The following is a 17,232-nucleotide window of genomic DNA, read 5'->3' as shown; positions in this document are numbered from 1 at the left end:
GAGCAGGGCATGAGCGACCCCGTCGTCGGCATCGTGATGGGCAGCGACTCGGACTGGCCGATGATGCAGCCGGCCGCCGAGGCGCTCGCGGAGTTCGACGTTCCGTGGGAGGCCCACGTGCTCTCCGCGCACCGCACGCCCCGGCGGATGCTCGACTACGCCGAGCAGGCCGCCGGGCGTGGGCTACGGGTGATCGTCGCCGGCGCCGGCGGTGCGGCGCACCTGCCGGGGATGGTCGCCGCGGCCACGCCGCTGCCGGTCATCGGCGTGCCCCGCCCGCTCGACCGGCTCGACGGACTGGACAGCCTCCTGTCGATCGTGCAGATGCCGGCGGGCGTGCCGGTGGCGACCGTCGGCATCGGGGGAGGCCGCAACGCCGGGCTGCTGGCGGTGCGCATCCTGGCCGCGAGCGACGCGGAGCTGCGCGGCCGGGTCGAGCGGTTCCAGGCCGATCTCGCCGAGCGCGTTGTCGCGCGGGACCTCACCCTCCAGGAGCGCCTCGCTACCGGCGGGTAGTCGGACGTCCTACGATCGGGTCGTGGGTACCGACAGCGGGCTGTACGCGTTGACCGAGGAGCACGAGGCGATCCGCGAGGCGGTGCGTGACATCGCCGAGCGGGAGATCGCGCCGTACGCGGCCGAGGTGGACGCCGACTCCCGGTACCCCGTCGAGGCGCAGAAGGCCCTGACGGCCGCCGGCTTCCACGCCACCCACATCCCCGAGGAGTACGGCGGCGAGGGCGCGGACGCGATCGCGACCTGCATCGTGATCGAGGAGGTCGCGCGGGTCGACGTCAGCGCCTCGCTGATCCCCGCGGTCAACAAGCTCGGCTCGATGCCGATCATCCTGTCCGGGTCCGAGGACGTGAAGCAGAAGGTGCTGCCCTCGATCGCCTCGGGCGAGGCGATGATCAGCTACGGCCTCTCCGAGCGGGAGGCCGGCTCCGACGCCGCCGCGATGAAGACCCGCGCCCGGCTCGACGGCGACTCCTGGGTGCTCAACGGCACCAAGGCCTGGATCACCAACTCCGGCATCTCCGAGTGGTACACGGTCATGGCCGTCACCGACCCGGAGAAGGGTGCCAACGGCATCTCCGCCTTCGCGGTGCACCGCGACGACCCGGGCTTCGCCGTCGGCCCCAAGGAACGGAAGATGGGCATCAAGGGCTCGCCGACCTGCGAGCTCTACTTCACCGACTGCACCATCCCGGCCGACCGGATCATCGGCGCGCCCGGCACCGGGTTCAAGACCGCGCTGCGGACGCTGGACTTCACCCGGCCCACCATCGGCGCGCAGGCCGTCGGCATCGCGCAGGGCGCGCTCGACGCCTCCGTGGCCTACGTCAAGGAGCGCAAGCAGTTCGGCAAGGCCATCGGGGAGTTCCAGGGCGTGCAGTTCATGCTCGCCGACATGGAGATGAAGATCCAGGCCGCCCGGCAGCTGGTCTACGTCGCCGCCGCCGCGGGGGAGCAGGGGCGGCCCGACGTCACCCGCGTCTCGGCCTCGGCCAAGGCGTTCGCCTCCGACGTCGCCATGCAGGTGACCACCGACGCCGTCCAGCTCTTCGGCGGTGCCGGGTACACCCAGGACTTCCCGGTCGAGCGCATGATGCGCGACGCGAAGATCACCCAGATCTACGAGGGCACCAACCAGGTGCAGCGCATGGTGATCGCCCGGAGCCTGCTGAAGTAGCCACCGCGAGGACCCGGCTGCCCGGGCCCTCACCGGCCGGTCCTCGACGCGGGGAGCGTCCCCCGGGATCAGCCCGTCGGGCAGTCGCGCAGGGCGGAGCCGGTGAACTCCGGGACGGGCCGGGCCTGCGCCTCCTCGAGGGTCTCGGCCTCACCGTTCTCCCGGATGTCCTGGATCAGCCACTCCATCTCGGCGATCTCCCGCTCCTGGGCCTCGATGATCTCGACGGCCAGCTGGCACACCCGGACGTCGTCGATGTCCGCGCGCTCGGAGCGGGTGATGGCCAGCGAGTGGTGCGGGATCATCGCGCTCATCCAGTTGACGTCGTCCACGGTGACCTGGCTGCGGTCGAGGAAGATCCCGCCGCCCAGCAGCAGGAGGCTCGCCGCCACGATGGCGATGTTGCCCTTCACGTTCTTGTACATGGAGAGCATCCAGGCGAGCATGACCAGCCCCATGGTCCCGCCCATGGTGAGCGCCATGAACACGCGGCTCTCGCTGAACCGGACGTGGCTCCACTCCCACGTGCCGGCGAACATGGTGAAGTACATGACCACCATGGACGTGCTGATCATGGCCGCGAAGCGCAGGTACATCTTCGCCTCGTGGGACATGCCGCCCTGATCGTGCTCGTCGCCGTCGTGGTTCCGCTTCGTCGCCATGGATCCGCTCTCCGTCTCTCCGTCGTCCGTGCGCGCAGCCGCGCGCGTCGTCCCGCGGCCGCCGCGACGGCTGCGCTCTCGTCCCACGGTGATCCCCCGGGGCCGACGTGCGGGTCGACGGCGTCGCGGGATCGAGGCGACGGTCCGCATGCCCGTACGGTCGTACGGACAAACGCCGACGGGGCCCGGGGCGCGAGCCCGGGACGGCGGCGTGCCCGTGGATCCGTACGGGTAGGCCGTCCGCGGAGGTGCCCGCCGATGCCTGGATCCCTGCACGCCCACCCGGTCGACCCCGAGCGGACGGCCCGTGCCCGCGCGCGGCTCCCCGGCCGGGAGGAGGCCGCCCGGCTGACCAGCGTGCTGAGCCTGATGGCCGACCCCACCCGGGCCCGGGTTCTGTTCGCGCTCGACGTGGTGGAGGAGCTCTGCGTCGGCGACCTCGCCCTGGCCCTGGAGGTCAACGAGGACGCCGTCGGCTACGCCCTGCGGCTACTGCGCACGGCGGGTCTCGTCACGAACCGGAAGCAGGGGCGCGTCGTGTACTACCGGCTGGCCGACGGGTTCCCCGAGCCGCTGCGGGAGCACTGCCTGCGTCGGCTGGTCGTGCTCGCCGACGCGGCGCCCGAGGACGACTGACGGCCGCGGGCCGGGCGTCGGAGGCCCCGCCGCCTGACGGGGCATGCCCGTAGACTCCCGCTCTGCGTGCGTCCGCGGCGTTCCCGGAACCGACGAGGAGAGACCGATCGACCAGGTGTGGCCCACCCCGTCCGGCCTCTTCTACCGCACGTCGGGGCCCGCCGACGACGACCAGGTCCTCGACGTCGACCTCGACGGGCGGCGGGTCTTCTCCTTCCGGGCATCGCCGCCCGTCGTCGCCCCCGACGACGTGCCCGCCGATCTCCGGTACACGGCGTTCCAGGACGGCGCGCTGCGGTTCGAGCCGTGGCCGCCGGCGCTGCGCCCCCGCCTGCGGGGCACCTTCCGCGTGCGGGTGCGGGTCAGCGGCACCGACACCGGCCCGGAGGCGACCGTCAGCCTGGACGGCGGGACGGGGCCGCCGGAGCTCGTCGACCACTACGGCCGCCCCCTCGTGGTCAACAAGTGGGGCCGGCTGGGACAGGCCTTCGCCGATGCCGCGCCGGGCATGGTCGAGCGGATGCTCGACCACATGACCGCCATCCGCGAGCTGCTGGAGTCCGAGCTCGGGCCGGTCGTCTACGTCACCTGCGGCACCCTCCTGGGTCCGGTCCGCGAGGGGCGCCTGCTGCCCCACGACGACGACGCGGACCTGGCCTACCTGAGCCGGTACGAGCACCCCGCCGACGTGGCGCTGGAGAGCTTCGCCGTCGGTCGGCTGCTGCGCGCGGCCGGGTACGAGGTCGTCCGGCTGTCGGTCGGGCACCTGCAGGTCGTCTTTTCCCACGAGGGTCGCCCCGACCACTACGTCGACGTCTTCCCGGGCTTCGTCCTGGGCGACCACTGGATGCAGCACTTCATGATCCGCGCCGAGGCGAGTCGCGAGGACCTGCTGCCACCCAGCAGGGTGCAGGTGTCCGGTCGCGAGGAGCCGGCCCCCCGGGACCAGGAGCTGGCCCTGCGGGCGGTGTACGGGGAGGGCTGGCGGACGCCGGACCCCTCCTTCACCTTCGAGGTCCCGGAGAGCACGGGGGCCCGCTTCTACGGGTGGTTCGCCGACTACAACGTCGAGCGCGAGGCGTGGGACGACCTGGTCCTCCTCGCGCCGCCGGGCGCGCTGACCCACGACCCGGCGATGAGCGGCTTCGCCCGCTGGGTGGACGAGCGCACGCCCGACGGGAGCGCCCTGCTCGAGCTCGGCGCCGGGGTGGGCACCGACGCGCTCGCGCTGGCGGCGCGCGGCCGCACCGTGCGCGCGATCGACTACTCGCGCTACGCCGTCTCCACGGCGCGGTCGCGCCTCGCCGGCACCGACCTCCCGGTCGCCTTCGAGGTGCAGAACCTGCTCGACGTGCGCACCGTCCTCCGGCTCGGCGCCGAGCTCGCGGCGGCGCCACAGACCTGGACGGTCTTCGGCCGGCGCCTGCTCAACGCGCTGGAGGACCGGGGGCGGGAGAACGCCTTCCGGCTCTGCGGGATGGTGCTGCGCCCCGCCGGCCGCGCGTTCTTCGACCTCGTCGCCGACCACGGCTACGCCGGCATCCCGCCCTACCGCCACCTCACGGTCGACCAGGTCGTGGCCGAGGCCGACCGGCACCGGCTCGTCCTCGAGGAGGCCGAGCCCCGGCTGGAGCCGCTGCGGTGGTTCGGCGCGGCCGAGGAGCAGATCGTCCCCGTGCACCGCCTGACCTTCCGACGGAGGCCCCGATGAGCCCGCAGTCCCAGTCGCGTCCCACCCGCGGTGGGGCGGTGTGGGCCGTCCGCCGCGCCCTCGCCCCCGCGGCGCTGGAGCTGCCGGAGCAGCTCGCCCGCCTGACCGACGACAACGCACGGCTGCGCGAGCAGGCCGACGATCTCCGGAGCCGGCTGGACGCGGCGGAGGAGCGCCTGGCCGAGTTCGAGCGGCAGGTGGCCGAGCTGCGCGACGGCCTGCACGAATCCCGCCGGCTCAACCTGCGGGTCGCCGAGCTGACCGACCTCGTCACGGAGCTCGTGCTGCCCCTGCACGACCGGGAGATCGACCCCGCCGTGCTGGCGCGGCTGCGGCCGGACACCCTCTGAGCCGGCCGGTCCCGGCTCAGCCGAGCAGCTGCGACACCGCCGACAGGCGCGCGTCACCGGCCATGGCGCTCAGCCACGCCGACCAGCCGGGGCGGGCCCGCATCGCCTCCAGCGCCGAACGGGCCGCCTCGCGGTCGCCCCGCCCGGAGGCGGCGAGCGCGGCGTACAGGTCGCGCGCGCCCTCCGGTGCGAACAGGGCGAGGTACTCGTAGTCCCGCTCGTCGTAGGCCCGCTGCAGGTTGCGCAGCATGCGCAGCTGGCGCACCGGGTGGCCGGAGTCGTCGACCCGCAGGTCGATGCGCACGCCGTCGTCGTCGTCGGACGGGTGCTCGCCGCTGACCACCAGCAGCGCGGCCGACTGACGGCCGCGCAGGTCGCCCCCCGCCTCCTGCCCGGCGGTGAGCGCGGCCAGGAGCCGGTCGGCGAGGTCCCCGCCGCCGGCCGTGAACGCCTCGGCCATCGCGGGGAGCACGGCGTCCGAGGCGAGCATGTTGCCCTGCACGCTGAACCCGTCGCCCAGCAGGTGGCCGCTGACGGGGAAGCACCCCCGGCCGGTGTCGGCGGCCACCCGGCCGGTGGCATCGAGGACGGCGATCTGCCGGTCGGCGTCCTCGGCGCTGTGCGCCGCCCGGCGCACGAGCGCGGCCGGCGCACCGCCGTCGGCCAGCCCGCTCAGCAGCGACCGCCCCAGGCCGCGGCGGCTGCGTGCCTGCGCGGCGATCACGCCCAGCCCCGGATGCGCGCTGGGCACCGCCCGGCCCACCGCGAGGATGCAGGAGGAGACAGCGACGCCGAGGTCCCCGGAGCCCGGGTCGCGGGCGAGGACGGAGAAGGTCACCGGGGCCCTGCCGGGTGAGAGACACGGCGGCGCGGCGTCGCCGCCTCCTCGCTGAGCACGTGACCAGGCGCTCCGTCCTCCCGCCCGACGGCGACCGGAGGGGCCGCCGGGTGCTGCGCCACGGGTCCCGGCGCGCTCCGTCCCGGCGCCGAGAATAGCCGCCGCGTACCCGGACCGGTCCGTCCCACCAGTCACTTCCGAGACGTGTCGCTCACCAGCACTCGGCCGTCCCTGGCGCCCCGGAGGGGGCGCCGAGGTGGGCTACGCTCGGTGTCCAGGGAGTCTCCCGGGCCTGTTCCGGCAGGTCGCCACCGAGCCCGCGCTCGCCCGGCCGCCCTCCCGCTGCTCAGACGCACCATCAAGCTCGCTGCGGCGCAGAGGCCCCGGGCAATCGAGAGGCGCCACGTGTCGACGACGCTCTTGCCGGCTGCGCCGGCCCCTGCCGCGCCCGACCCGGCCCGATTCCCCGGGCGGACGCGCGCCGTCGTGGCCCTGCTCGTCGGGCTGCTGGGCGTGGGCCTCGCCGTGGCGCTGCCGCTGGCCCCGGTCGTGGCCGACCGCACCGAGGTGACCTGGCCGGCGCAGGGGGAGCAGCCGACGTCGACCACGGCGTTCTTCGTGCCCTACCGCCCGGCCGAGATCCACGCGACGGTCCCCTGCGCCGCCGTGCAGGAGGGGCTGGGCACCGGGGAGCGGACGACCCTGCTGGCCACGTCGCTGGTCCGGGACCAGGGGCCGGCGTCGGGTCTGGTGGTCGACACCGAGAACGGCCAGCTGCGGGTCGCGGTCAACGGCCGGGTCGTGCACGCCGCGGCACCGCCGGAGACCGGCTGCGACGTCCGGGTGGACTCCGACGACACGGCCACCAGCGTCGTCGTCGGCGCCGATGCCCCTACCGTGCTGAGCGCGGAGCCGGTGCCCGAGGTGTTCGCCTTCACCACCGACCTCGAGCCGGACGACGCGGACGGGACGGCGGTGACCGCCCGGACCCGCACCTGGTTCGAGAGCTCGCCCAGCGGGCTGAAGATCGCGATGATGGCCGTCTACACCCTCGTGGTCCTGGCCGCTCTCGCGATGCTCGCCCGGTCGGCCGCCGCGCGCACCCGCGGTGCGGAGGAGCTGCGATCCGAGCGGGCCCCCGGCGTCCGCGTCCGGCTGGCGGTGGACGCCGCCGTGGTCGGGGCGCTCTCGCTGTGGATGTTCATCGCGCCGCAGACCGACGACGACGGCTACGCCACGATGACGATCCGCAACGGCCTGGCCAGCGGCGACATCGGCAACTACTACCACTGGTTCAACGCCTCCGAGGCGCCGTTCACGCTGGTGCAGCACATCGTGCAGCCGTTCGCCGCTGTCTCCGCCGCGCCCCTGTGGCTGCGCGTCCCCAGCTACCTGGTGGGGCTCGCCACGTGGTTCGTCGTGAGCCGCGGTGTGCTCGGGGCCGTGCTGCCTCGGTCGTCGCGGGGCCCGCTGGTCGCCGTCCTGTCGGCGCTCTGCTTCCTGGCCTGGTGGTTGCCGTTCAACACGGGCGTCCGGCCCGAGCCGTTCGTGGCGCTGGGCGCGGCAGCCGTGCTGGCGCTGCTGCTGCGCGGCACCGCGCCGACGGCCCGCCGCCCGCTGCTGTCCATCGGTGCCGCGGCGCTGGTCGCCGGCATCTGCCTGTCGGTCACGCCGTCCTGCGTCGTCGCCCTCGCGCCGGTGCTGGTGCTGCTGCCGCGCATCTGGCGGACCGTGCGTGCGGCCGGCTCGTCCTGGTGGACGACGGCGGGTATCGCGGCGCTGCTGGCGGCGCTCGCCGGCAGCGGGCTGGTGCTGATGTTCGCCGACCAGTCCCTGCACGGGGTGGCCAAGGCCACCGAGCTGCACACGGAGATCGGCCCGAGCCTGGGGTGGTACGAGGAGGCCACGCGCTACGCCTTCCTGCTCGGCGCGGGGCCCCAGGGCACGGCCACCAAGCGCCTGGCCGTGCTGCTCACCCTCGGACTGCTGCTCGTCGTCGCCCTCCTGCTGTCCCGGCGGCTCACCGAGCTGCGCCGCTTCCCCGATGCGCACATCCTCACGGCCTCCGTGGCGCTGGCGTTCGCGCTCCTGTTCGCGACGCCGTCCAAGTGGTCGCACCACTTCGGGTCGGTGGCGGGGCTGGGCGCACCGTTCCTCGTCCTGGCCTGCGTCCTCCTCCTCGAGGCGGCACGGGCGCGCTCGCGGGACCGGGCCACGATGGTGATCGCGCTGGCCGGTACGGGCGTCGTCGCCCTGGCGGCCGGGCTCGCCTACTCCGGGCCGAACGCCTGGTTCATGTACTCGGTCTACGGCCTGCCGTACCGGGATGCTCCGATCACCCCGCTGGGCGTCCCGCTCGGCAACCCGGCGGTGTGGTTGCTGGTCGCGGCCCTCGCGGTGGGCGCGTCCTGGTGGGTGCGCTCCCGGCGGGGTCGGGGGCGGGACCTGGCCCCGCTGGTCGCGGCCCCGGTCGTGGTCACCGCTGCGGCCACCGCCGTCTCCGTGGGCGTCCTGCTGGTCGGGTTCAGCGTCGCTCCGCTGCGGCAGGCCGACGCCGGGGGCTATGCACTCGCCCTGGAGAACGTCCAGACCCTGACCGGGACGAGCTGCGGGATCCCGGAGTCGGTCGACCTGCTGATCGACGAGCCCGGCGGCCCGCTCGCTCCGGTCGCCGACGCGGAGGCCCCGGTCGCCGACGGCTTCGTCAGCGGAGGTGGCTTCCTGGAGGCGCAGCAGCCACCGGACGGAGCTGGTTCGGGTGCGGCGACCCACGTCTGGGGCAGCCTGGTGGACGGCGAGCGGACGATCGGGCGCCTGGTGACGCCCTGGTTCGAGCTGCCGGAGCTCTCCGAGGACCAGGAGGTCGCGGTCGCGGCGGCCGGTCGCGTCGGGGGCGCCAACTCCCTGCAGCTGGAATTCGGCCGGTCCGGGGACGGCACGGAGGACGTCACGACGCTCGGCCTCCGGGCTGTCGACGACGGAGCGTTCGACCGGCCGTCCTGGCGCCCGCTGGCAGTCGGGACGGACGACGTGCCGGCGACCGCCGACCGGGTGCGCGTGGTCGCCGGCGACGCGACGACCGACGTCGGCGGCTGGCTCGCGGTGACCGGCCCCCGGATCCGCACGGCCCAGAGCCTGCACGACTACCTCGCCGGCACGGGGCCGGTGCTGCCGGACTGGCCGCTGGCCTGGCACCTGCCCTGCGTCTCGGATTTCCCGGTGGTGTCCGACGGCCTGGCGCAGACGCCGACGGTCATCGTCGGCGCCCCGAACTGGCACGGCGGTGCTCAGATCGCCTACATCCCCCGCGAGGGCGGGAGCTTCGCCGGTGTGTCGCAGGCCGACCGCCGGGAGGTGCCCAGCCGCCTGGACGGAGCCCCTCACGAGGAGTGGGGACACGTGTACCGGCTTGACTACCCTCTGGGCCGGGACCAGTACGACCGATCGACGGACACGATCACGCTGTGGGGCTGGGAGGGGGATCGTTGACCCCGGCCGGCACCTCCGGGCCGCGGCAGGCGACCGTCCGCACGGACGCCTGCGGGAACGGTCCCCGTCCAGCACCGAAGAATGACGACCGGCCGCGCCGGCGACGCCGAGACCACGGAAGGCCGCAATGGCGACCCCTGTCATCGAACCCAACCACGCTCCTGACGACCGGGCCGTGGTGACGGAACCACCGCAGCGACGGCTCGTCTCCTACGTGCTCCCCGTCTACAACGAGGCCGACGGGATCGAGAAGTTCCACGACCGGCTGGTCGCCGCCTCGCGGGAACGGCCGGACCTGGACTTCGAGTTCGTCTACGTGAACGACGGCTCCCGGGACGCGTCGCTGGAGATCCTGGAGAAGATCGCCGAGTCCTGCGAGCAGGTCCGGGTGGTCAACTTCTCCCGCAACTTCGGCCACCAGATGGCGATCACGGCGGGCCTCGACTACGCCCGGGGCGACGCGATCATCGTCATGGACACTGATCTGCAGGACCCGCCCGAGGTGAGCCTGGAGCTCATCAAGGCGTGGGAGGGCGGCGCCCAGATCGTGTACGCGCAGCGGCGCAGTCGCAAGGACACGCCGATGAAGCGCTTCACGGCGCACGCCTACTACCGGCTCCTGCACCGGTTCGCCGACATCGAGATCCCGGTGGACACCGGCGACTTCCGGCTGATGGACCGGGCGACCACGGACCTGCTGCGCTCGCACCGGGAGCGCAACCGCTTCGTGCGCGGGCTGGTGGCCTCGCTGGGCTTCAAGCAGGCGGCCGTGCCGTTCGACCGCGACGAGCGGACGTCGGGCGAGACGAACTACCCGCTGCCGAAGATGCTCCGGCTCGCCGCCGACGGCGTCACCAGCTTCTCCACGGTTCCGCTGAAGATGATCACCCGGCTCGGCCTGGGCACGGTCGTCCTCGCCGTCCTCGGCATCCTCTACGCAGTCGGGTTGCGGCTGTTCTTCCCCGACGTCTCGGTCCCCGGCTGGACCCTCCTGATGATCATGGTGCTCTTCCTGGGCGGGGTGCAGATGCTGTCGCTGGGGGTCATCGGCTCCTACGTCGGACGCATCTACACCGAGGTGCAGGCACGCCCGCTCTACATCGTGGAGAAGGTGGTGGACCATGGCGACGGCGGACAGCAAACTTCGCGCGCCGGCGCGTGAGCTCTGGCAGCGCCACCGGCAGTTCTTCGTCTACCAGCTGATCGGGGTCTCGGGCGTCCTGCTCGACCTGGTCCTCTTCCTCGTCCTCTACAACGTGGTGGGGATGCACGAGCAGCTCGCGACGGCGTTGAGCACCTCGGCGGGCATCACGAACAACTTCCTGCTCAACAGCTACCTGAACTTCCGCAAGCGGGACGGGATGCTCCGGCGGTTCGCCCGGTTCTACTCGGTGGGCCTGCTCGGCATCGCGCTCGTCGCGGTGCTGCTCCTGGTCTTCCACACCTGGCTGGGGGTGGACGCGAACATCGTCAAGGTCGTCTCGATGCCGATCGTCGCGATCTTCCAGTTCGTCCTCAACAAGAGATGGAGTTTCGGATGAAGATCGGCATCATCGGTGCCGGCGCCACGGGCCTCACCGCGGCGTACGACCTGGTCAAGGACGGGCACGACGTCACCGTCCTCGAGGGCGCGGACGAGATCGGCGGGCTGGCCGGTTCGCTGGTGGTGCAGGGCACCCCCCTGGAGCGCTACTACCACCACATCTTCGAGACCGACCGCGCCATGATCGACCTGATCGAGGAGCTCGGGCTGCGGCCGAAGCTGACGTTCCACTCGACCACGACCGGCATCTACCACGACGGCCGGCTGCACGACTTCTCCACGCCCGTGGAGATGCTGAAGTTCCCGCCGCTGCGGTTGATCGACCGCGTCCGCTTCGGTGCGTCGTCGGCGATGCTGAAGGTCATCCGGAACGGCGAGCGTCTCGGCGACCGCCGCGCGCTCGACTGGGTGCACCGCTGGGCCGGCCGACGGGCCAGCGAGGTGATCTGGGAGCCCCTGCTCACCGGCAAGTTCGGGTCGCGGGCGTCGGAGATCTCCATGGCCTGGCTGTGGGCCCGCATCCACTACCGCACGTTCAAGCTGGGCTACATGGACGGCGGGTTCCACCAGGTGTACGACGGACTGCTGCAGGCGGTGGAGCAGCGCGGCGGCAAGGTGGAGCTCGGCAAGCGGCTGGCGCACATCGCGCAGCCCGACCCGGCCGGCCCCGTCCTGGTCCGGACGGAGGACGGCGCGCAGTACGAGTACGACAAGGTCCTGGTGACCGTCCCCCAGCCGGTGTTCGCGCAGGCCGCGGGCGCTGCCCCGGAGGATGCCCTCCAGCGGGCGGAGTACCTCGGTGCCACCTGCTTCGTGCTCGAGTGCGACCGCAGCGTGATCCCGTACTACTGGCTGAACGTCAACGACACCTCGTTCCCGTTCCTGGCGGTCGTCGAGCACACGAACATGGTCTCCGGGTCCGACTACGGCGGCCGGCACGTCGTCTACGTCGGCAACTACGTGCCGCGCGACGACTGGCGCTACACCACCGACCCCGCCGAGCTGCTGAAGCAGTACGAGCCGTGGCTGCGCAAGCTGAACCCGGACTTCGACCTGTCGTGGGTGAAGGACTGGCACTTCTCGCGCGCGCCCTTCGCCCAGCCCGTCGTCACCCCGGACTACCGGGACTCGATCCCGCCGCACGAGACGTCGATGCCCGGGGTCGTCCTCGCCACGATGTCGCAGATCTACCCGCAGGACCGGGGGCAGAGCTACGCCGTCGCGATGGCCCGGCGGGTCGTGCAGCAGTACTTCCGCTGAACCGTCCGCCCGGCTGATCTCCCGGGGGCAGTGGCCACGACGTCCTCCCGGCGTCGTGGCCACTGCTGTTCCGGGGCGCTGCGTCCACAGGCGCGGGCAGCCGGTCGCGACGCAGTCAGGCTGGCGGCCGGCCCAGCTGGCGGACGCCGTCGACCTTCGGCCCCAGGGTCGCGGTGATCCGCTCGGCGGCCGCGCGGGCCGGCAGCAGCGCGGGGTCCGGGGCGCGGACCAGCACGATCGAGGCCCCGGCGGCGAGCGGGGCCAGGAGCCAGGCGACCGGGCCGGCCTCCGTGGCGGTCGCCTCGTCGACGAGGACGCGGTCGCCCGCACGCAGGCCGAGGCGGTCGGCCAGCTCCCCAGCGGCCTCGACCACGCCGCCGAGGGTCAGCGCCAGGCCGCCGGCGCGCAGCCCCGGGGTGGCTGGGTCGGGTTCCTGCCACGGGTGGAAGACGTCCCCGTGTGCACGCACCTCGAGGGCGAAGTCCCGGGCAGGCCCGGCGTAGCCGGACATGCCCATGCCGAGCGGGTGGAGCGACAGGCCCAGCAGTTCTGGCAGGTCCAGCTCCTCCAGAGCCGGCAGCCGGTCCTGCGCGGCCAGGACGACGTCGGTGTCGTCCAGCCGGCCGTCGTCCTCCGCCGCGGTCTCGACGACCGTTGCACCGCAGTTCCAGGCGGCCAGCAGGACGGCCGCGGTCTGCCAGTGCACCGGCAGTGCCACCGCCACCCTGCTGCCGGGTGCCACGTCGAACTCCTCCTGGAGGAGGTTGGCGGTCTTGGCCACCCAGTTCGCGAGGGTGATCGCCGAGAGCTCCACCCGCTCCCCGGTGGCGTCGTCGTACTGCGTCAGCAGGGGGGCGGCGCCGTCCCGTCGGACGACGGAGGTGAGCAGGTCAGCTGGCAGGGTGGCAGGCACGGTCCCAGCGTGTCACCGGAGCTGCCGTGGCGCTCGGGGTCCCGGAAGGGGCGGCACGGCGGCGACGTCAGTTGATGCAGGTGGTGTCCGCCGCGGTCCGGGCGTCCTGGCCCTCGACCACCGGGGCAGGGGCCGGTGGGGTGACCGCCTGACCCACGCCGTTGAAGTCGCTGCCCAGGACCAACTGCACGGTGCCGCTGGTCGCGTCGTCGCTCATCTTGCTCACCGCGCCCGGGATCGCGGCGGCGACGGTGGTGGCCAGGGCCTCGTCCCCGGCGGCGAACCGGATCTCGGTCTGCTCGTGGTCCATCGAGGAGGCGTTGCCGGTCGTGCCCACCAGGAAGCCGGCCGTGGTCAGGGCCGAGGCGGCTGACGCTGCCAGCCCCGAGGTGCCCGACCCGTTGTAGACGTCGACCGTCACCGCGGCGGGGGCGACCGTCTGCGGGGCCTCGGGGGTGGCGGCGGTCTCGGGCTCGGGTTCGGCCGAGAGGTCGGCGAAGAACCTGTGCAGCGCGGCCTCGTCCTCCAGCCGGACGATCGACTTGCCGTCCTCCTCGCCGGTCCCGCGGTTCGGCACGGTCTGGAACTCGATGCTGTCGGCGGTCACCGACTGCATCTGCTGGGCCAGCTGCAGCAGGTCCAGGTCCCGGTCGACGGTCAGCGCGTCGGCCGCGGCCTGCACGAGGGCACGCTGCTTGCCCAGGTCGAGCAGGACGTCCTCGGACAGCATCTTCCGCAGCACCCCGCCGAGGAACACCTGCTGGCGGACGATCCGGTCGAAGTCACCTCGGCCCTGGGGTCCGAAGCCGTGCCGCTGCCGGACGAACTTCAACGCGTCGGCGCCGCTGATCGTCTGCACCCCGGCCGGGAAGTACGCCCCCGACCACTCGCGGTCGTCGACCGCCTTGCACAGGTTGATCTCGACACCGCCGACGACGTTGGACAGCTCGAAGAAGCCGAGCAGGTCTACCTCGGCGTAGTGGTCGATCTGCAGACCGGTGAGCCCGCTGATGGTCTGCACCAGCAGCTGGGAGCCCTGCGCGGAGCGGGCTTCCTCGGAGGCGCCGGAAGGGGCGTTCATCCGGCCGTAGGCGTATGCGGCGTTCAGCCGGTCCCAGCCGTAGCCGGGGATCTTCACGTACGAGTCGCGGGGGAAGGAGACGAACGAGGCGCGGGATCCGTCCGCCGGCACGTGAACCAGGATCATCGTGTCGGTATTGATGCCCGAGTCGGTGCCTGCGTTGAGGTCGGTCAGCTGTTGCTCGGTCAGCGCGGCCCGGCTGTCGTTGCCGACCAGCAGCAGGTTCATGGCCTCGCCGGCAGCGCCGTTGCCCTCGTTGCCCTCGCTGGGGATGGCGTCGGTGCGGTTCACCGTCGCGGACGCCACCTGGCCGAGATACCAGCCCCAGCCGGACCCGGCGAGCAGCGTGGCGGCGACGACCCCGGCGACGACGCGGGTGGCGACCGCCGCGCGGCCGCCGCGGCGCCCGCGGGATGTGGCGCCCGTCGGGCCGTCGGACGGGTGCTCCGCCCCGGTGCCACGCCGGGGCGGCCGCCCCGCGCGGGGGTCGAGGCGCGGGGGCAGCGGACGCCCGGCCGGGCGGCCCTGCTCGTTCCGGTCTCGGCTCACGTGGTCCTCACAGCGGTGTTGCGCGCCGGTTCGAGGGCGCGGGCGTCAGCCGGCGCCGCGAGTGCGACCGGTTGTGACGCTTTGTGCATCGACGTTGGCAAGGCTAGGTGTGGTTCAGGGGTCCAGCAGCCCTCCGACACGTAGGAATTGCCAGGACGGCGAGGTGAGCCAGCCCGCCTGGCACCGGGATGCACAACAACCGCATCCGCCACAGGAGTCGCCGGAGGGCGCCCGCGTCCGCGCCGCACCCGTGCGCGGCCGATGTGTGCCCGACGGCCCCGACGGCGGGGGCGCGGCCCCGTTCCACCGCCGCGAGTTGGTGTCCGTTCCGCGTTGCTCCCGGACCGACGTCACAACGAAACGTAGTCTCCCGAACACGGGGAGGAGTCGGTCATGTCGCCCTCTCCGTCCGTGGTTCCACCACCAGACGCTCGAGAACGGCGCTGCTCGCCGGTCGCCCTGGGAGATCTCCTCATGTCTCGTTCCACCTCACGCCGCCGGGCCACCGTGCTCGGTGCGCTCGCGCTGCTCGTGGTCGGAGGCGCTGCCCTGCTCTTCCTGGCCGTTCGTCCGGACGGGTCCGCTGCTCCGGGCGGCGGGGCCGCGGGCGCCTCTGGAGCCACCGAGGAGCGCGGCCCGGACGCCCCCGTCCAGGACGAGGTGCTCGAGCCGCTCACGCCCACGCCGACCGCCCCTGCCGAAAACGGTGCCGAGGTGGATCCGGTGCCGTCCGAGGAGCCCAGCGGCCTCCGCTCCGTCGTCGTCAGCCACACCTACGCCGGCTGGGACCCCGGCACTCAGGACATCGTCGTCGGGGGCTTCGTCAGCGACGTCGTCGAGACGGGCGGGACGTGCACCCTGACCCTGACGCAGGACGGGGTGACCACCAGCGGCACCGCCGATGCCACCCCGGATGCGAGCACCACCAGCTGTGGCGAGGTCCGGGCCGGGGGAGGGCGCCTGGTCTCCGGCAGCTGGGAGGCCGTGCTCAGCTACACGTCGCCCCGGTCGACCGGTGAGTCGGCCGTCTTCTCGGTGGTGGTCCCGTGACCAGGCGGGCCGTGCTCTTCGTGGCCGGGCTGCTCGTCCTGGCCTTCGCCGGCCTCTTGGGCACCGCTTCGCTTCCGTCCCCGGACCTGCGCGAGTCGGCGAACCTGGCGCTGTTCAACCCCGGCAACATCATCAGCGACGGCGTCTTCTACGACACCTCCACGATGAACGTCGAGCAGATCCAGGCCTTCCTGCAGGAGAAGGGGCGCAACTGCTCGGGCAGCAACTGCCTCAAGAACTTCCGGCAGGACACGTGGACGCGTGCCGGGGACACGCGCTGCGGGCCGTACCAGGGCGCCGGTCAGGAGACCGCCGCGCAGATCATCTGGAAGGTCGCCCGAGCCTGCGGGATCAACCCCCAGGTGCTGCTGGTGACCCTGCAGAAGGAGCAGGGCCTGATCACCTCCACCGGGCCCTCGGACGGCAAGCTGCGCATCGCCATGGGGTACGGCTGCCCGGACACCGCGGCCTGCGACACCCAGTACTACGGCTTCTACAACCAGATGTACTCCGCGTCGCGGCAGTTCAAGCTCTACCAGGCCAATCCGAGCAAGTACGGGTACCGGCCGGGGCTCACCAACACGATCGGCTACTCGCCGGCGACCGAGCGCAACAACAACCTCAACAACTGGCGCTGCGGCACCGCGCAGGTCTACATCCAGAACCAGGCCACCGCGGGGCTCTACAACTACACGCCATACGTCCCGAACCAGGCCGCGCTGAACGCGGGGTACGCCGAGGGCGACTCCTGCTCCGCCTACGGCAACCGAAACTTCTTCAACTACTTCACCGACTGGTTCGGCAGCACGCAGAACTCCGGCGGCTCGGCCGTCCTCGACAAGTACGACGCCCTGCGCGCCGCCGGGGTGGACATCGGTGGGCCCACCTCGGACGTGCGGTGCGACCTGCCGCACGGCGGTTGCCGGCGGACCTACGCCGGCGGGCACATCTACTGGTCGAAGGGGACCGGGGCGCACGTCGTGCGCGGCGCCATCCTCGACCGGTACCTGCAGCTCGGCGGACCGCAGCTCCTGGGGTACCCGACCGGTGACGACACCGCCGCCCCGTGGGGCACCGGCTGGTTCACCGACTTCCAGGGTGGGTCCATCTACTGGTCGGCGCAGACGGAGGCGCAGGAGGTCCGGGGCGCCATCCGCGACAAGTGGCGTTCCACCGGGGCGCAGGCCGGCCCCCTCGGCTATCCCACCAGCGGGGACACGCCGGCGCCCGGTGGCGGGTTCATGAACTCCTTCCAGGGCGGCGAGGTGTACTGGTCGGCGGCCACCCAGGCCCACGTGGTGCGGGGCGCGATCAAGGACCGGTACCTGCAGGCCGGTGGTCCGGCTGCGCTGGGGTACCCGACCGGGGACGATCAGCCGACGGCGGATCGGCGTGGCTACATGACGCCGTTCCAGGGTGGGGAGATCCACTGGTCGGCGCAGACCGGTGCGCAGGTG

The 17,232-nt window shown here is 72.9% G+C and carries 15 protein-coding genes; 11 read left to right on the top strand and 4 right to left on the bottom strand.

What is annotated here, in order from left to right; translation table 11 throughout:
* Positions 1–9: 9 nt before the first annotated feature.
* The gene (gene purE, locus ACI79Q_RS19790; RefSeq protein WP_456591137.1) at positions 10–516 is read left to right on the top strand and encodes a 5-(carboxyamino)imidazole ribonucleotide mutase; all 507 of its coding nucleotides are present in this window, start codon (positions 10–12) and stop codon (positions 514–516) included.
* 22 nt (positions 517–538) lie between these two features.
* Entirely contained in the window at positions 539–1,693 is a 1,155-nt protein-coding gene (locus ACI79Q_RS19785; protein WP_456615222.1) for an acyl-CoA dehydrogenase family protein, read from the top strand.
* Between the two features lie 68 nt (positions 1,694–1,761).
* Here ACI79Q_RS19785 and ACI79Q_RS19780 read toward each other — a convergent pair whose 3' ends face one another.
* Positions 1,762–2,355 (bottom strand): DUF305 domain-containing protein, encoded by a 594-nt coding sequence (locus ACI79Q_RS19780; RefSeq protein WP_456591135.1) that lies wholly within the window; start codon positions 2,353–2,355, stop codon positions 1,762–1,764.
* 258 nt (positions 2,356–2,613) lie between these two features.
* Between ACI79Q_RS19780 and ACI79Q_RS19775 the strand changes: the two genes are divergently transcribed.
* The 3 genes from ACI79Q_RS19775 (at position 2,614) to ACI79Q_RS19765 (ending at position 5,052) form a co-directional block, all read left to right on the top strand.
* The gene (locus tag ACI79Q_RS19775; protein WP_456591134.1) at positions 2,614–2,991 is read left to right on the top strand and encodes an ArsR/SmtB family transcription factor; all 378 of its coding nucleotides are present in this window, start codon (positions 2,614–2,616) and stop codon (positions 2,989–2,991) included.
* A 115-nt stretch (positions 2,992–3,106) separates the two neighbouring features.
* Positions 3,107–4,702: a class I SAM-dependent methyltransferase gene (locus ACI79Q_RS19770; protein WP_456600586.1), complete on the top strand. Its 1,596-nt coding sequence runs from the start codon at positions 3,107–3,109 to the stop codon at positions 4,700–4,702.
* Positions 4,699–5,052 carry a DUF6752 domain-containing protein gene (locus tag ACI79Q_RS19765; RefSeq protein ID WP_456591132.1) on the top strand — a complete coding sequence of 118 codons (354 nt, stop codon included), beginning with the start codon at positions 4,699–4,701 and terminating at the stop codon, positions 5,050–5,052. The genes ACI79Q_RS19770 and ACI79Q_RS19765 overlap by 4 nt, the downstream gene beginning before the upstream one ends.
* Positions 5,053–5,068: 16 nt before the next feature.
* Here ACI79Q_RS19765 and ACI79Q_RS19760 read toward each other — a convergent pair whose 3' ends face one another.
* Positions 5,069–5,890, bottom strand: a complete 822-nt coding sequence (locus tag ACI79Q_RS19760) for a DUF1028 domain-containing protein (RefSeq protein ID WP_456615221.1) — start codon at positions 5,888–5,890, stop codon at positions 5,069–5,071.
* Positions 5,891–6,376: 486 nt separating this feature from the next.
* On the opposite strand from ACI79Q_RS19760, the gene ACI79Q_RS19755 reads away from it, so the two are divergent.
* The 4 genes from ACI79Q_RS19755 to ACI79Q_RS19740 all read left to right on the top strand — a co-directional run bounded on the left by ACI79Q_RS19755 (position 6,377) and on the right by ACI79Q_RS19740 (position 12,182).
* Complete coding sequence (locus tag ACI79Q_RS19755; RefSeq protein ID WP_456615220.1) at positions 6,377–9,379, top strand: arabinosyltransferase domain-containing protein; 3,003 nt, start codon at positions 6,377–6,379, stop codon at positions 9,377–9,379.
* A 127-nt stretch (positions 9,380–9,506) separates the two neighbouring features.
* Entirely contained in the window at positions 9,507–10,541 is a 1,035-nt protein-coding gene (locus ACI79Q_RS19750; protein WP_456591129.1) for a glycosyltransferase family 2 protein, read from the top strand.
* A complete protein-coding gene (locus tag ACI79Q_RS19745) occupies positions 10,501–10,920 on the top strand; it encodes a GtrA family protein (protein ID WP_456591128.1) in 420 nt (139 codons plus the stop codon). The genes ACI79Q_RS19750 and ACI79Q_RS19745 overlap by 41 nt, the downstream gene beginning before the upstream one ends.
* Entirely contained in the window at positions 10,917–12,182 is a 1,266-nt protein-coding gene (locus ACI79Q_RS19740) for an NAD(P)/FAD-dependent oxidoreductase (RefSeq protein WP_456591127.1), read from the top strand. The genes ACI79Q_RS19745 and ACI79Q_RS19740 overlap by 4 nt, the downstream gene beginning before the upstream one ends.
* A gap of 115 nt (positions 12,183–12,297) precedes the next feature.
* Here the strand turns inward: ACI79Q_RS19740 and ACI79Q_RS19735 are convergent, their stop codons facing one another.
* Positions 12,298–13,095 carry a TIGR03089 family protein gene (locus tag ACI79Q_RS19735; RefSeq protein WP_456591126.1) on the bottom strand — a complete coding sequence of 266 codons (798 nt, stop codon included), beginning with the start codon at positions 13,093–13,095 and terminating at the stop codon, positions 12,298–12,300.
* A 67-nt stretch (positions 13,096–13,162) separates the two neighbouring features.
* On the bottom strand, positions 13,163–14,725 hold the full coding sequence (locus ACI79Q_RS19730) for an LCP family protein (protein ID WP_456591125.1): 1,563 nt from the start codon (positions 14,723–14,725) through the stop codon (positions 13,163–13,165).
* 474 nt (positions 14,726–15,199) lie between these two features.
* Here ACI79Q_RS19730 and ACI79Q_RS19725 point away from each other — a divergent pair, with 474 nt between their 5' ends.
* Entirely contained in the window at positions 15,200–15,775 is a 576-nt protein-coding gene (locus ACI79Q_RS19725; RefSeq protein WP_456591124.1) for a hypothetical protein, read from the top strand.
* Positions 15,772–17,232: LGFP repeat-containing protein (locus ACI79Q_RS19720; RefSeq protein ID WP_456615219.1), on the top strand; the 1,461-nt coding region annotated here is incomplete at its 3' end. The genes ACI79Q_RS19725 and ACI79Q_RS19720, both read left to right, overlap by 4 nt.

It is taken from the genome of Blastococcus sp. SYSU DS0828, assembly GCF_054050975.1.
The sequence above is the reverse complement of the archived record's forward strand: the minus strand, read 5'-3'. Positions and strand labels throughout refer to the sequence as shown.